Consider the following 15,750-nt stretch of genomic DNA (forward strand, 5'->3'; position numbering starts at 1 on the left):
GTGGTTGCCGCTGCACTGTGCAGGGATTAGGTTCTGATCAACATTCCTGATCCGAAAGCTGCGTGATGTCGCTGAATTCAATCCGTCCCTGGCGCGAGATCGATCGCCGTAAATCCCGTCAGATCATGGTCGGCAATGTGCCGGTCGGGGGGGATGCGCCGATCAGCGTCCAGACGATGACGAATACCCTGACCACCGACGTCAAGGCGACGATTGCGCAGATCCAGGCGGCCGCAGATGCCGGTGCCGACATCGTGCGTGTGTCTGTCCCCGACGAGGCATCGAGCAAGGCGCTGAAGCTGATCGTGCCAGAGGTCAGCGTACCCATCGTGGCGGACATCCATTTCCACTACAAACGCGGGATCGAGGCGGCAGAAGCGGGTGCGGCCTGTCTGCGGATCAACCCGGGCAACATCGGTGACGAAAAGCGCGTCAAGGAGGTCATCAAGGCCGCGCGCGACCACAACTGTAGCATCCGGATCGGCGTGAACGCCGGTAGCCTCGAAAGGCACCTGTTGGAAAAATACGGCGAACCCTGTCCCGATGCGATGGTCGAAAGCGGGCTGGATCATATCAAGATCCTGCAAGACAATGATTTCCACGAATTCAAGATCAGCTGCAAGGCGTCCGACGTGTTCATGGCGGCGGCTGCCTATCAGCAGTTGGCCGATGCCACCGACGCGCCCATCCATCTGGGCATCACCGAAGCCGGGGGCCTGATTTCCGGCACCGTCAAATCCGCCATCGGCATGGGCAACCTCTTGTGGGCGGGGATCGGTGACACGATCCGCGTCAGCCTGTCCGCTGACCCGGTCGAAGAGGTCAAGATGGGGTTCGAGATCCTCAAATCCCTCGGCCTGCGGTATCGCGGCGTCAACATCATTTCCTGCCCCAGCTGCGCGCGGCAGGGATTTGACGTGATCAAGACCGTCGAGGCGCTGGAAAAACGTCTGGAACACATCAAGACGCCGATGTCGCTGTCGATCATCGGTTGCGTGGTCAACGGCCCCGGAGAGGCACTGATGACCGACGTGGGTTTCACCGGCGGCGGCGCGGGGCATGGCATGGTCTATCTGGCTGGTAAGCAAAGCCACAAGCAGGACAACGCCAACATGATCGAGCACATCGTCGAACAGGTTGAAAAGAAAGCAGCTGAACTGGAAGCCGCCGCCGCACAGGAGGCGGCAGAGTAAACAATGTCACTAGGCCTCAATCGGCTACAAGGATGGCGCGCTACATCTGGCCGCTGACCTTGCGACAGGGTGACATGAATGCGGCTCCGCCGATGTATCCGCCGATGCGGTTGCCCCCCCAGGCATTCTCCAGTGGCCTCCCGAAACTGGTTTGTCAGGTAGAATGACCCTCTTGGAAGTAGACCTGCATAGCTAGCCGCAGACCAGCCCAAGGCCACAACCACTGCCAGCCGACCGGTGTCTTGCGCCGTGATGACCGTCCGTTTTGCCAGTCAGTCTCATGCGTCATCTGGCATCTCGCAATGGGGTCAAAACCGGTGCTGCAAGATGAGGTTCACAGCGGCGTGCCAGACGAGCGTGGTGCTTCAGGGCAAACCAAGACTTGCAGGCTATCAAGCGGAAATCGGGATCAGGACCCCTGCAACCCCGGCGCGGGTGGCGGTCCCGACTGTGGTCATGCCCACGAAAAAAGGCGTCAGATCGCTCTGACGCCTTTGTGCTGTCGCTGTGTCTGTTGGGTCAGGACGGCATCACATCGCCGCCATACCAGTCACCGATCCGCACTTCGATTGCGTCATCGACCAGTTCGGCAAATGCATTGGGGTCCTGTGTGCCGCCATCGCGGCCACGGTAGTGGTAGGGATAGACATAGGTCGGCGCGAATTCGTTCACGGCGGATGCGGCCGCCTCCATATCCATGGTGAACGGCAAGTTGTTCGACACGAAGGCCAGATCAATCTCTGTCAGCGCGCGCATCTCGGGTGTGTCCTCGGTGTCGCCGGACACGTAGATGCGGAACCCGTCAAAGCCGAGGATATAGCCGTTGTCGCGGCCTTCGGGGTGAAAGTTCAGGCGTTCTTCGGTGATGTTGTAGGCCGGGATCGCCTCGATCCCGAGGGTGTCGAACGTGCCTGTTTCGCCATTGGCGATGGACATCGTAACGGCCTGAAGGTTTTCGGGCATCATGTCGAACACGGCGGGGTTGGCGAACATGACGGTCGCGTCGGTGATGACGCCGTTCAGGGTGTCCACGTTGTAGTGGTCGCCGTGCTCGTGCGTGATCATCACCAGATCGGGGCGCGGGAAATCCGCATAGAGGGACGGATCACCGACCGGATCGACGTAGATCGTGCCGACAGGCGTTTCCAGCACGATGGAGGCATGTTCGACCGGATGTACCGTGATATCGCCCGCGGGCGTGTTGAACACGTTGGATGTATGGGCAGCGGCCTGTGCTGCAAATGGCAGCACGGTCATGGACCCTGCGGCCGCGCCGGAAATGAGGAATGTGCGACGTGTCGTTTTCATTGTCAGTCTCCGATGTTTACGATTGAGGCTGACCTAGCGCGGCCCGGTGCCGCGGCAACTGACGCAGGCGTGAACGGTCAGCCGCGCAGATCGTCCACCAACTGTTGCAGCTGGTCGGCCGGCACATATCCGCGCACCATCTGGTCGGCCACGACGAAGGTCGGCGTGCCACTGATCCGCAGCGCCTGACCCAGCGCACGATTGTTCGCGATCACCTGCGTGACCGCATCGTCGTTCATCATGGCCGTGATCGCGTCGGTATCCAGTCCCAGCGTGTTCCCCAGCCGCACCAGCGTGTCGATATTGGGGCTGCCGTTCAATTCCATCAGCGTGTCGTGGACCGCCTTGTAGGCATCGTCCCCTGCGACCATCTTGGTCGCGATGGCAAACCGAGAGGCCAGCACCGACTCCTCACCCAGAATCGGGAATTCCTTGACGATCAGGCGGATGTTGCCGTCAGCGGACAGCAGGCTCTCGACCTCGGGAAAGGCACGTTTGCAGTAGCCGCAACGGTAATCCATGAATTCGACAATGGTGATGTCGCCGTCGGGATTGCCGTCAACGAAGGAAAATCCGTCGTTGGTCAGCGCCTCCATCTGGGCCTGCACCATGGCGGCGTCGGCCTGTGCCTGCATCGCTTCTTCGCGGGCTTGCAGCACGTCGATGGCTTCCATGATGACTTCGGGGTTTTCCATCAGGTAGGCGCGCACTTCTGCCCGGAATGCATCGCGTTCAGCTTCTGACATCTGTGTCTGGGCCTGCGCGGGCAGGGCGATGGTCAGGGCGGCGAGGGCAGCAAAGGCGAGGCGCATGGCATGTCTTTCGGTTGGGTTTCGGGCGGCAGATGACCATAGAACCGGCCAACTGCCAAGCGCCGTGGTTGACGCAGACCAGCCTGCGCGGGCACAAGCATGGCAAAGAGCATAGAAGGTCAGGCATGAGACAATCCACCCGTGGTGACGTCGATCCCTTTATCGTGATGGACGTCATGGAATCCGCCCGCAAGGCCGAGGCCGCAGGCCGGTCGATCATTCACATGGAAGTGGGCCAGCCCGGTACCGGTGCGCCCGCCGCGGCGCTGACGGCGCTGAAATCGGACCTGTCGGATACGCTGGGCTATACCGTGGGCCTTGGTCTGCCGGCATTGCGGACGCGGATCGCGCGGCACTACGACGACATCTACGGCATCGATCTGGATCCCGCCCGCGTTGTCGTGACGGCGGGTGCATCGGGTGCCTTTGTGCTGGCGTTTTCGGCGCTGTTCGACAACGGCGACCGGGTGGGTCTGGGGCTGCCGTGCTATCCGAGCTACCGTCAGATCCTGCGCGCGATGGGGCTGACCCCGGTCGAGATCACAACGACGCCACAGGGACGGTTTCAGCCGCAACCGGGCGATGTGGACGGGCTGGACGGTCTGATCGTCGCCTCACCTGCCAATCCCACCGGTACGATGCTGTCGAAAACCGAACTGGCCGCCTTGGCCTATGCCTGCGAGGACACGAACACCGCGCTGATCTCTGACGAGATTTATCACGGGATCGACTATGGCACCCGCGCCGTCAGCGCGCTGGAGGTCACGGATGATGTCTATGTCATCAATTCGTTTTCCAAGTATTTCTCGATGACAGGCTGGCGCGTGGGCTGGATGGTCGTGCCCGCCGATCACGTCCGCCAGGTCGAGAGGCTGGCGCAGAACATGTTCATCTGTCCGTCCCACGCATCGCAGCGACTGGCATTGCATGCGATGGATGCACGCCCCGAACTGGATGCCAATCTGGAGGTTTATGCCGCCAACCGCGCCTTGTTGCTGGAGGGGCTGCCCAAGGCCGGTTTCGGCACATTCGCACCACCCGACGGGGCGTTCTATGTCTATGCCGACGTCAGCGACCATACCGACGATGCGCTGGCCTTTGCGGCCGAAATTCTGGACCGCACGGGTGTCGCGGTCACACCGGGGCTGGATTTTGACCCGCAGGACGGTCACCGATGGTTGCGGTTTTCCTATGCCGGATCGACAGCAGACATCGCCGAGGGATTGCGCCGCCTGACCGCATTCATGGCCGAGCGATGATCCGCGCGCTGGCGTTGCTGCTGCTGATGATGGCTGGCCCGCTTGCGGCGCAGGATTTCGGTGCATTGGCGCGGGTCGATCCAACACAAAGCCGGATTGCCGATGCGGGCGGCGATCTGGTGGTGGACCTGGCCCTGTCGCAACCGGTTCCCTACCGGGTGTTCACACTTGACGCTCCAAGGCGGCTTGTCGTCGAATTCCGCGAGGTGGACTGGACCGGGTTGCAGCCTGCGGATCTGTTGCAGGGCACTCTGGCGACCGATCTGGGGTTCGGCGTGCCACGGCCGGGGTGGTCGTCCTTGACGGTGGCCATTGCGGCACCGCTGGCATTGACCACAGCCGGACTGCGTGTGGATGATCTGACAGGACATGCTGCCCTGACCATCAGACTGACCCCGACAGATGCCACCAGCTTTGCGGCGGCCACCGGCGGATCGTTGGATCGCAGCCTGCCTGCGCCCGCGCTGACTGCCCCCGATTCCGACGCGGGTCCCCCCGTCATCGTGATCGATCCCGGTCACGGCGGTGTCGATCCCGGTGCCCTGCGTGGCGGGGTCAAGGAGGCCGACCTGATGCTGGCACTGGGGATTGAGCTGGCCGACTCCCTGAACCGCACGGGCCGGTTGCGTGCGGTGCTGACCCGGCAGGCCGATGACTTTGTCCCGCTGGAGGCGCGCATGACCATCGCGCGGGCGGCGCGGGCGGATGCGCTGATTTCGCTGCATGCCGATGCGCTAGACGAGGGCGGCGCGCAGGGTGCGTCGGTCTATACCCTGAGTGCCGAAGGTGTGGACCGCGCATCGCAGCGCATGGCCGAACGGCACGAACGGGGCGATCTGCTGGCAGGGCTGGATCTGACGGGGCAGGACGACCGTGTTGCAACCGTTCTGATGGACCTAGCACGGGCGCAGACACGGCCTGCATCGGATCAATTGGCCCAGGCGATCGTGGCAGGCCTGCGCCAGTCGGGCGCACGCGTGAACACCCGCGCGCGACGCGAAGGGCGATTGGCGGTGCTGAACGCCGCCGATTTCGCATCGGTCCTGATTGAGGCAGGATTTTTGTCCGACGCACGCGATCGCGAGACCCTGTCCACGCCACAGGGGCGCGCGCCGATCGTGGCGGGGTTGACCACTGCAATCCTGGCCTGGGTCGATGCGCAGGCCGCCCGTGCGCCACTCTTGCGTCAGTAGGGCGCAACCTCATGCAGTCGTGATCCGAACGGGCGCGGAAACCGGCCGTCACCGGGTGCTTCCGCTTTTGACGTGACCACGTGTCCGCCCTATAAGCGGGCAAGTTTCACACACCAAGGTAGGGTTACGTGCTGCGTTTCATCATGTCCTTTTTCGGCGCCATCTTTTCGATGGCGACACTGGGCCTTGCCATGCTGGCCGTCAGCATCGGTGCGGTGTTCTACCTGTATGGCCGCGACCTGCCATCCTACGATACGCTGGCGCAATATACGCCCAAAACGATCAGCCGGATCTATTCCGGCGAGGGCAATATCATTGACGAATTCGCCGTCGAACGCCGCCTGTTCACGCCTGCCGAGGAAATCCCCGATATCGTCAAGCAGGCGTTCATTTCCGCCGAGGACAAGAATTTCTACATCCACGAAGGTTATGACCCCGTTGGTATGGCCTCGGCCTTTGTCGATGCGGTGAAATCCCGTGGCGAGGACGTGCGCGGCGCATCCACAATCACCCAGCAGGTGATGAAAAACTTCCTTTTGGACGGGTCCCGTTCCGCCGAACGCAAGATCAAGGAAATCATCTTGGCCAGCCGGATCGAGGGCGCGATGCCCAAGGAGAAGATCCTGGAATTGTACCTGAACGAGATTTTCCTGGGCAAGAACAGCTACGGCGTGACCGCAGCAGCCCTGACCTATTTCAACAAGCCGCTGACCGATCTGACCGTCGAAGAAGCGGCCTATCTGGCCGTTCTGCCCAAGGCCCCGTCGGATTACGACCCCGTGCGCCAATACGACCGGTCTGTGGCCCGGCGCGCATTCGTGCTGCGCGAGATGTGGGAAAACGGCTATATAGACGAAGAAACCTATCAGACCGCGCGCGTGGCCCCGCTGCGCACCGTGCAGAACGGCGATTTCGAGAGCTTTCGGTCCGAACTTCCGCCGCGCGACTATTTCACCGATGAAATCCGTCGCCAGCTCAGCCAGAACTTTGGCGAAGACGAATTTTTTTCCGGTGGTCTGGCGATCCGCGCCACGGTCGACCCGTCCTTGCAGGTCGAGGCGGCGCATGCGCTGCAACGCGCACTTGAAACCTATGACCGCGGGCAGGGGCGGTGGCGTGGCACGGGTGAAACCATTCCTGCCGATCAGCTGGACAACTGGCGCGACGCGTTGGGCGACGTTCAGGTGGCCCGCGACATCACGCTGGAAAACCGCTGGTATCCCGCCGTGGTGCTGGACATCGCCGATCAGGAACTGACCGTCGGCGTCGAAGGCCAGGCAGAGGTCAAGACCATCCCGCGCGAGGATATTGCGTGGATATCCGGCGATTTCTTTGCCAACTTCGAGGTGGGCGACGTTGTCCACGTGCGCGAGATGACCGATGATGCCGATGGATCACTGATCCGCTGGACCCTGCGGCAAACCCCAGAGGTGCAGGGCGCATTCATGGCGATGGACGTGAACACTGGCCGCGTGTTGGCGATGCAGGGCGGATTTTCCTACCAGTCGTCGGTGTTCAACCGAGCGACGCAGGCAAACCGCCAGCCCGGGTCCAGCTTCAAGCCGTTCGTCTATGCGGCAGCACTCGATTCCGGCTATTCGCCTGCAACGGTGGTCGTTGACGCACCGATCGAAATCAACACCCCGCAGGGCGTGTGGCGGCCGCAGAACTATTCCAATCGATTCTACGGACCAACACCACTGCGCACGGGCATCGAACAGTCACGCAACCTGATGACAGTCCGTCTGGCCCAAGAGGTCGGGATCGATACCGTCGGCAACTACGCCGAGAAATTCGGCGTCTATGACCGGATGAATCGCGTGCTGGCGGCCTCGCTCGGGTCCGACGAAACGACGCTGTTCAAGATGGTCGCTGCCTACGCGATGTTCGCCAATGGCGGTGAACGGGTTGAACCCACGCTTGTCGACCGGGTTCAGGACCGTTTCGGCAACACCGTCTATCGCCACGACCAGCGGATCTGCGAGGATTGCGCCCTCACCAGCCTGCCGTCCGGCGAGGCCCCGACCATCACGTCAAACCGCCAGCGCGTGATGAATGAAGTGACGGCCTACCAGTTGACCTCGATGATGCAGGGCGTGGTTGATCGCGGCACAGCCAAGAATGCGATCAATCTGCCTGTGGCCATCGCAGGCAAGACCGGCACGACCAATGATGAAAAGGACGCCTGGTTCGTCGGATTTTCGTCCAACATCGCGGCGGGTTGCTACATCGGTTTCGACAACCCCCGACCCATGGGCAAGAGCGCCTCGGGCGGCGGAATTTGCGCGCCCGTGTTCAATGCCTTCATGCGCGAGGCGATCAAGACCTATGGCGGCACGGCGTTCCGCGCCCCCGAAAGCTGCCAGTTCATCAACATCGACCGCTTTACCGGCGCGCGGATGCCCGACGGTGCATCGGGTGACAACATCATCGCGGAATGTTTCCGCGCTGGCGAAGAGCCGATCTTTGGCATCACCTTTGACGGTGGCTTTGCCATGGCGGCGGATTTGCCGTTGTTCGACGAGGTGCCGCAAGCGGCACGTCAGGTCACGACCTCGACCGGGTCCACGGCGACGGTCGGGCCGCGTGCCACCGCCGGCGCATTGTCGTCGGGTGGCCTATATTAATCTGCGTCGCTTGCCGACGTCTGCGGGCCGGGGTATTCCCGGCCCGATCCTATTTTGATGAGGGGCTGCCATGCGCGCCGAGACTGAAACCACCATCGCCGCCATTCAGAAATCGCTGGCACTGTTGGCGCAGCGTCTGGACTATGACACGGCGGCCAACCGGCTGGAGGAATTCAACGCGCGCGTCGAGGATCCGACCCTGTGGGATGATCCCGCAAACGCGCAGAAACTGATGCGTGAACGGCAGATGCTGGTCGATGCGATGGACAGCTACCACGGCATCAAACAGGAACTGTCGGACAACGTCGAACTGATCGAACTGGGCGAGATGGAAGATGACGCCGGTGTGGTCGCCGAAGCCGAAGAGGCGCTGACCGCGCTGCGGGCCAAGGCCGCCGAAAAAGAGCTGGAGGCGCTCTTGAACGGCGAGGCGGACGGCAACGATACCTTCCTTGAAATCAACGCAGGTGCTGGCGGCACCGAATCCTGTGACTGGGCCAACATGCTCAAACGCATGTACATCCGCTGGGCCGAGAAAAAGGGCTACAAGGTCGAATTGCAGTCCGAAAGCCAGGGCGAAGAGGTCGGCATCAAATCGACCGCGCTGAAAATCAGCGGCCCGAACGCCTATGGCTGGCTGAAATCGGAATCCGGTGTGCACCGTCTGGTGCGGATCAGCCCCTACGATTCCGCGGCCAAGCGGCATACGTCGTTTTCATCGGTCTGGGTCTATCCGGTCGTCGACGACAACATCGAAATCGAGGTGAACCCATCCGATATCCGCATCGACACCTATCGGTCGTCGGGGGCGGGCGGTCAGCACGTGAACACGACGGATTCGGCTGTGCGGATCACCCACGAACCGACCGGCATCGTCGTGACCAGCTCGGAAAAATCCCAGCACCAGAACCGCGATATCGCGATGAAGGCGCTGAAATCCCGCCTGTATCAGATCGAACTGGACCGCCGGAACGCGGCGATCAACGAGGCGCATGAAAACAAGGGCGACGCGGGCTGGGGCAACCAGATCCGGTCCTACGTTCTTCAGCCTTACCAGATGGTGAAAGACCTGCGCACCCGCTACGAGACGTCGGATACTTCGGGCGTGCTGGACGGCGATCTGGATGGTCTGATGGCCGCGACACTGGCAATGGATGTCAGTGGTAAATCCCGCGCCGAGGCGACGGCAGAGGACTGAACCTTGCCAATCCTAATCCGGCAGGGGCAGGATGTGGGATGGACCAGATACTTGATCAGGATGCACTGGCGCTGTCCGCAGCCTTGGCCAATGGCCAACTGACTGCCGAACAGGTAATGCAGGCGACGCTCGACCGGATTGCAATGCGCAACCCGGATTTGAATGCCATCGTAGCCCTGCGCGATGCTGACGATTTGCTGGCAGAGGCGCGTGCGGCGGACAACGCCCCGCGCAAGGGTTGGCTGCATGGTATCCCCATCGCGGTCAAGGATCTGTCCAACGTCGCAGGCCTGCCCACATCCATGGGCTCGCCTGCATTGGCCGGGCGCGTAGCAAAAACATCCGACATCATGGTGCAGCGGATGCAGGACGCAGGCGCCATCGTGATCGGCAAGACGAACACCCCGGAATTCGGTCTGGGCAGTCACACCTTCAACCCGGTGTTCGGTGCGACGCAGAACGGCTTGCTGCCCGGGTGTAGTGCCGGGGGATCGTCAGGCGGTGCCGCCGTTGCGCTGTCGTCCCGCATGATCGCGGTGGCGGACGGGTCCGACATGATGGGCAGTCTGCGCAACCCTGCGGGCTGGAACGGGGTTTACGGCATGCGCCCGACATGGGGGCTGGTCCCATCGGAACCCGCTGGCGACAGTTTCCTGCATCAGTTGTCCACCAATGGCCCCATGGCGCGCAGCCCTGCCGATCTCTCTGCCTTGTTGGCCACGCAATCAGGCCCTGATCCGCGTCAGCCGCATGGTTTGCCAGCCTATGTGCATGGCAGCCTGGACGCCGATCTGACGGGGCGCCGCATCGGCTGGCTGGATGACTGGGGCGGGGCCTATCCGATGGAGGACGGTGTGCTGGACCATTGTGCAGGCCAAATCCAGCGCATGTCGGATCTGGGCTGTTCGGTGATTCAGATTGCCCCACCGTTTGATGCGTCGGCACTATGGGACAGTTGGACCACGCTGCGCAGCTTTGCCATCGCGGGCAGCCTCGGGTCACTTTATGATAATGCCGCCACGCGTGACGCCCTCAAACCCGAGGCGATCTGGGAAATCGAACGGGGCCGCGCCTTGACGGCTGTCGAAATCCAGCGTGCCAGCAACATACGCTCTGACTGGTTTCGTGCGGCGGTACGTCTGTTCGATAAGGTAGATGCAATGGTGCTGCCCACGGCGCAATGCTGGCCATTTCCGCTGGACTGGACCTGGCCCCAGAATATCGCGGGCGTTGCGATGGATACCTATCACCGCTGGATGGAGGTCGTCGTGCCCGCGTCGCTGATCGGCCTGCCAGCCGTCGCGGTGCCGCTGCCACAGACCGCGGCTGGGGAACCGATGGGCCTGCAATTCATCGGTCGCGCCCGTGATGATCGCCGGTTGCTGGAACTGGCACAGGGCTGGCACCGGATCAACGCCTGACCAGCAGTGCCGCGATGATGGCCGATAGCGCCGCCAGTCCGGACGACCCCCAGGCGATCACTGCAAACCCGCTGTTCATCGCGTCCAGATGGCCGGGCAGGGTGGACACCTCGCCAAAGCTGGCTGGCCCGCCGTTGATCGCATAGCCGATGGCCACGACCGACGACATCGCCGCCACCGCGATCAGCCCCGCGATTCGACTGACGGCGTTGTTGATCCCGGATGCAATCCCGTCGCGGCCCGGACCTGCCGCGCCCATGATGCTGGCAGACAGCGGGGCGACGACCATGCTCATGCCCAACCCGACGACCGCCATGGTCGGCAGAACCCCCAGCCAGAAATTCTGGGACGGTATCACCAGTGCCAGGCCCGCATAGCCGATTGCGACCAACGCCGATCCCCCGGTGATCAAGGGGCCGGCACCGTGCTGGTCCGCCATCTTGCCGAACCGGGTGGAAAATGCCGCGATGAACACTGTGATCGGCCCAAAGGCAAAGATCGTCTGAAAGGCTGTCAGGCCCCAACCTGCCACAGTCAGCATCGGCAAAAAGAACAGGATCGCCGACATGCCGAAGTACAAAAGAAAGGTCGACGCATTCGCCGCTGAAAACGTGCGGTTCCGAAACATCCATAGCGGCATCATCGGGGCTGCTGCGCGACGTTGCTGGAACAGAAAAACCGCGAGGACCAGACAACCCGCAACGCCTGTTACCACCGTCAGGCGGGTGTCATTGCTGCCCTCCAGGTGGGTCAGCGTCCAGGCCAGCAGACCCAGACCTGTGATCGCCAGCAACGCGCCGGCGATATCGACCGGTTCGCCCTGGCGGCGGGGGTCGGCATTGACTGCGCGCCAGACCAGAAACAGCGTTGCAATCCCAAGCGGCAGGTTGATCGCAAAGATACCGCGCCAGGCCTCTGGCGCACCCGACGAGAGCAGGAGCCCGCCGACAATCGGTCCCGCTGCCGTCGTGAGGCCCGATGCGGCGGCCCAGATCCCGATCGCACGTCCGCGCTCTTCGCGCGGGTAGGCCCGCGAAATCATGGCCAGTGATCCTGGCACCATGAGGGCTGCACCCACGCCCTGGGCCAGCCTGGCGATGATCAGCAGATCCGGGGTCGGTGCCACGGCGCAGAGGAGCGAGGTCATCAGGAACAGCCCCACGCCAAGCGAGAAGACCCGTGCCAGACCGAACCTGTCGCCAAAGGCCCCGCCGGTCAGGATCAGGGCCGACAATGTCAGCATGTAGGCGTTGTTGATCCAGGTTGCCTGGTCGAGCGTCGCGCCAAGCGAAGCGCGAATCGCGGGGATGGCAATACTGACGACCGTGCCGTCGATAAACCCCATCGACGAAGCCAGAACACCCGCAGCCAGAATCCAGCCGCGTCTGCCATCGCGCGCAAAGTCCGGCACGAAAACGGGCCGCGTCCGATAAGACGTGGCCCGTAAGGGATCATTATCCTGCGTCAAGGATCAGCTTTTGTCGGCGTCCCCGGATGCACCCTTGGGCGCAGCGGTCGGCATTTTGGTGGACTTGCCACCAGCAGAGAGGGGATCATCCTGACGCTGAACCGATCCTTCGAAATGGGCACCGGATTCGATGGCGATTGTCTTGTGGATGATGTCACCCTCGACGCGGGCCGTCGATGTCAGGCGCACCTTGAGACCGCGCACGCGACCGATGATGCGGCCATGAATGACGATATCGTCGCCGATCACTTCGCCTTTGACGGTGGCACCTTCGCCAACGGTCAGCAGGTGGGCGTGCACGTCACCCTCGACCTGACCTTCGATCTGCACGTCGCCGCTGGTTTTCATGTTGCCGGTGACCAGAAGGTCCGACGACAGGATGGATGCCGGCGGCTTGGCCTTGGCGGGAGTGGGCGATTTGTAATCGCTGCTGGACGACGACGGTGCGGGGCTTGCAGGTGCAGGCGCGGCGGTGTCGGCCTTGGGGCCAGGTTCATTGATCTTGGATTTAGAAAACATCTTGTCCCGCTCTTATGTAGGTCATCGGATTGACGGGTGTACCACCCACGCGCACTTCGTAATGCAGATGGGAACCAGTAGACCGTCCTGAATTGCCCATATCACCGATCCGCTCACCGCGCGAGACCCTTTGACCGACCTTCACGCGCATCGCGGAGAGGTGAGCATAGCGGGTCTCGATCCCGAACTCGTGCTGGATCTTGATCAGGCGACCATAGCCGGACGACCAGCCTGCGTTAGTGACCACGCCATCGGCCGTCGCATAGATTGGTGTGCCCACGGGGGCTGCGAAATCGGTGCCCGCATGCAGGCGTCCCCAACGCTGGCCAAAGCCCGAGGTAAAGCGGTAGGCCGCCTTGACCGGGGTATCGAACGGCGCCTTTTCGGCGGCGATGCGATACAGGTTGATTTCGTCCAGGCGGTTCAGGATGCCGTTGGCGCGTTCCGCGTTCGGATCGGGCGCACCGCCACGGGTCGAGAACGACAGCGGTGTCAGAGGACCGCCGGACCCAGAGTAGCCCCGGCGCACCTGGCTGATCATGTTGTCGGGGTTCATGCCGGCCGCGCGGAACATCTTGTCCAGCGGTTCGACAGATACCGTCATCGCGTCTTCAAGCTGACGGAAGATATCGTCGTTGCGGTCCTGCAAGAGCCGCAGTTCCAGTTGCGTTTCCGCGGCGCTGTCCAGTGCGAACTGCGCGTCAGCGGCGATCTTGTCGCGTTCTGCCGCAGTTTCGGCCAGCGCGGATGCCAGCAGATCGACGGTGCTGTCGGCCTGTGCGGACATCACGGCCCCGGCGGCGGCAGATCCCGGCTCGGCGGCCAGCTGTTCCAGTGCAAGACGGCTTGTCTTTACGTCCTGCATGGTGTCGCGCAGCGTTGCCTGCACTACGTCCAGACCGGTTTCTAACTCGCGGCGTTGATCCTCGGTTTCCAGCAACGCACTTTGCATGATCGAAATCTGCTCAAGTGCCGAACTGAACCGCTGTTGTGCCGCGACAGCCTCGGCGGCACGGGCGTCACGTTCGGTCGAGAGGGCGTTCAGGCGCTGTTCGTAGATGATCTGATCACGCTGTGCCTGTGCGCGGAAATTGCCAGCCCCGATACTGTCCATCAGGATCACGGCGGTCGAGATGATGGACCAGCCAACCAGAAGCGATGCAACGCTCCACCCGACGAGCTGATGAGAAGGACGCAGACGAATGAAACGGGTTTCGGTGTCCGAGCGAATAAAAAGCCGCTTTTCCGGAAATCTCTTTTCAAGCCGTGTATGCACGGCCATCGCCAAACGTGATCTCACGCGTCTCTCCCTACCTGTCCCACGGCGCAGCTGCCTGTATTGTTTTTTGCCGCGTCAAGACCGTTTACAAAGACTGACGCATCGGAGCAACGCTTTTGGTAAAATTAAGTGACGATTGGATTTCTTGGGCAATATTACGCCGAAGCCGGCCGAATCTGCATCAATTCCCAGTAGCCAATGGCCAATAGAAATCCGGCGGAATCCCTGATTCTGCACGCTTTTCTTCGTTGAACGGTGGTTTCAGCGCACCGTGGAAATAGCGTCTGACCAAGGCGTGAAATACGGGCGTCGGATCGCTGTTGTCGCGCCCGCAGAGAAAGTTGAACCACTTTGACCCGTAGGACACATGGTGGACCTCTTCGGCGTAGATCACGTTCAGGGCTGCGACTGTGTCCTTGTCGCCAGCGCGTTTGAAGACCTCGATCATGTTCGGCGTCACATCCAGACCGCGCGCCTCGAGCACCATCGGAACGACCGCAAGACGGCCCAGCAGGTCATCGGCTGTGTCCTCGGCCGCACGCCACATTCCCGCATGGGCGGGCAAGGCCCCGTAATGCGAACCCTGTGCCTCGAGCCTGTCGCACATCAAATTGAAATGCTTGGATTCTTCGTCAGCGGCCTTGACCCAGTCGTCGTAGAAACCGACGGGCATGGGCGAATCGGCAAACCGCGCGATGATGTCCCAGTGCAGATCCACGGCGTTCAGTTCGATATGCGCAACCGCGTGCAGCAAGGCCAGCCGCCCTTCCGGAGAGCCGGGTTTGCGCTGAGGCACATCGCGCGGGTCAAGCAGCTCTGGCCGGGCGGGACGGGCTGGCTGGTCGGGCGGCGCTGCCTGCCCGACCGCGATGGGCGTGCCAGCCGCCCGCGCCGCGCGCCAGGTCGCGGCATGTGCATGACTGATTGCCGTCTTGGCGCGACCGTCGGCCGTGGTCAGGACCTCGACCGCCATCTGGGCCAATGTAAGGGTCACAGGGCCTGCGCCGCTTCGAGAACGGCATCGACGTGACCAGGTACCTTGACCTTGGGCCAGACCTGCGCAATCCGGCCTTCGGTATCGATCAGGAATGTCGCCCTTTCGATTCCCATGAAGGTCTTGCCGTACATCTGTTTTTCGCCCCAGACGCCGTAGCGTTCACAGACATCTCCGTCGGCATCGGACAGCAGCACCACGCTCAGATTATGCTTGTCGCGGAATTTGTCGTGTTTTGCGACGGTGTCCTTGGATATGCCCAGAACGACTGTATTGGCGGCTGCGAAATCGGAAGCACGTTCGGTAAATCCCACAGCCTCCTTGGTGCAGCCGGGGGTGTCGTCGCGCGGGTAGAAATAGACGACGACCTTTTGTCCTGCGTATTGTGCGAGTGTCACCGTTTCACCGCCGTCGCGTGGCAGGCTGATTTCAGGTGCGTTATCACCGGGGGCAGGTTGTGACATATCTGTGATCCTTCA

13 protein-coding genes are annotated in these 15,750 nt (G+C 62.0%); 6 read left to right on the top strand and 7 right to left on the bottom strand.

Going from position 1 to position 15,750, the window contains the following annotated elements:
- Positions 1–65: 65 nt before the first annotated feature.
- Complete coding sequence (gene ispG / locus BMX27_RS14150) at positions 66–1,193, top strand: flavodoxin-dependent (E)-4-hydroxy-3-methylbut-2-enyl-diphosphate synthase (protein WP_090160590.1); 1,128 nt, start codon at positions 66–68, stop codon at positions 1,191–1,193.
- A 519-nt stretch (positions 1,194–1,712) separates the two neighbouring features.
- Here the strand turns inward: ispG and BMX27_RS14155 are convergent.
- Together BMX27_RS14155 and BMX27_RS14160 are read right to left on the bottom strand one after the other, a co-directional pair.
- Complete coding sequence (locus BMX27_RS14155) at positions 1,713–2,501, bottom strand: MBL fold metallo-hydrolase (RefSeq protein ID WP_090160592.1); 789 nt, start codon at positions 2,499–2,501, stop codon at positions 1,713–1,715.
- A 77-nt stretch (positions 2,502–2,578) separates the two neighbouring features.
- On the bottom strand, positions 2,579–3,313 hold the full coding sequence (locus tag BMX27_RS14160) for a DsbA family protein (protein ID WP_090160594.1): 735 nt from the start codon (positions 3,311–3,313) through the stop codon (positions 2,579–2,581).
- 125 nt (positions 3,314–3,438) lie between these two features.
- Between BMX27_RS14160 and BMX27_RS14165 the strand changes: the two genes are divergently transcribed.
- The 5 genes from BMX27_RS14165 to BMX27_RS14185 all read left to right on the top strand — a co-directional run bounded on the left by BMX27_RS14165 (position 3,439) and on the right by BMX27_RS14185 (position 11,011).
- Entirely contained in the window at positions 3,439–4,572 is a 1,134-nt protein-coding gene (locus BMX27_RS14165; RefSeq protein WP_090160595.1) for a pyridoxal phosphate-dependent aminotransferase, read from the top strand.
- Positions 4,569–5,765, top strand: a complete 1,197-nt coding sequence (locus tag BMX27_RS14170; protein ID WP_090160598.1) for an N-acetylmuramoyl-L-alanine amidase — start codon at positions 4,569–4,571, stop codon at positions 5,763–5,765. Before BMX27_RS14165 ends, BMX27_RS14170 begins: the two co-directional genes overlap by 4 nt.
- Positions 5,766–5,893: 128 nt before the next feature.
- Entirely contained in the window at positions 5,894–8,392 is a 2,499-nt protein-coding gene (locus BMX27_RS14175; protein WP_090160600.1) for a penicillin-binding protein 1A, read from the top strand.
- Between the two features lie 70 nt (positions 8,393–8,462).
- Positions 8,463–9,590 (top strand): peptide chain release factor 2, encoded by a 1,128-nt coding sequence (prfB, locus tag BMX27_RS14180; protein WP_090160602.1) that lies wholly within the window; start codon positions 8,463–8,465, stop codon positions 9,588–9,590.
- Between the two features lie 38 nt (positions 9,591–9,628).
- Positions 9,629–11,011 carry an amidase gene (locus BMX27_RS14185; RefSeq protein WP_090160604.1) on the top strand — a complete coding sequence of 461 codons (1,383 nt, stop codon included), beginning with the start codon at positions 9,629–9,631 and terminating at the stop codon, positions 11,009–11,011.
- Here BMX27_RS14185 and BMX27_RS14190 read toward each other — a convergent pair.
- From BMX27_RS14190 to bcp, 5 genes are all read right to left on the bottom strand, one after another.
- Positions 11,001–12,422, bottom strand: a complete 1,422-nt coding sequence (locus BMX27_RS14190; protein WP_256212574.1) for an MFS transporter — start codon at positions 12,420–12,422, stop codon at positions 11,001–11,003. The two genes, BMX27_RS14185 and BMX27_RS14190, sit on opposite strands and share 11 nt — an antisense overlap.
- Positions 12,423–12,482: 60 nt before the next feature.
- Positions 12,483–12,998 carry a bactofilin family protein gene (locus tag BMX27_RS14195; RefSeq protein ID WP_090160606.1) on the bottom strand — a complete coding sequence of 172 codons (516 nt, stop codon included), beginning with the start codon at positions 12,996–12,998 and terminating at the stop codon, positions 12,483–12,485.
- Positions 12,988–14,298, bottom strand: a complete 1,311-nt coding sequence (locus BMX27_RS14200; RefSeq protein ID WP_177172734.1) for a M23 family metallopeptidase — start codon at positions 14,296–14,298, stop codon at positions 12,988–12,990. Before BMX27_RS14200 ends, BMX27_RS14195 begins: the two co-directional genes overlap by 11 nt.
- Positions 14,299–14,458: 160 nt before the next feature.
- Positions 14,459–15,250, bottom strand: a complete 792-nt coding sequence (locus BMX27_RS14205) for a ferritin-like domain-containing protein (protein WP_090160610.1) — start codon at positions 15,248–15,250, stop codon at positions 14,459–14,461.
- 17 nt (positions 15,251–15,267) lie between these two features.
- On the bottom strand, positions 15,268–15,735 hold the full coding sequence (gene bcp / locus BMX27_RS14210; protein WP_090160612.1) for a thioredoxin-dependent thiol peroxidase: 468 nt from the start codon (positions 15,733–15,735) through the stop codon (positions 15,268–15,270).
- Between the last annotated feature and the right edge of the window lie 15 nt (positions 15,736–15,750).

Source organism: Loktanella sp. DSM 29012, assembly GCF_900110705.1.
GTDB classification, from domain to species: Bacteria; Pseudomonadota; Alphaproteobacteria; order Rhodobacterales; family Rhodobacteraceae; genus Loktanella; species Loktanella gaetbuli.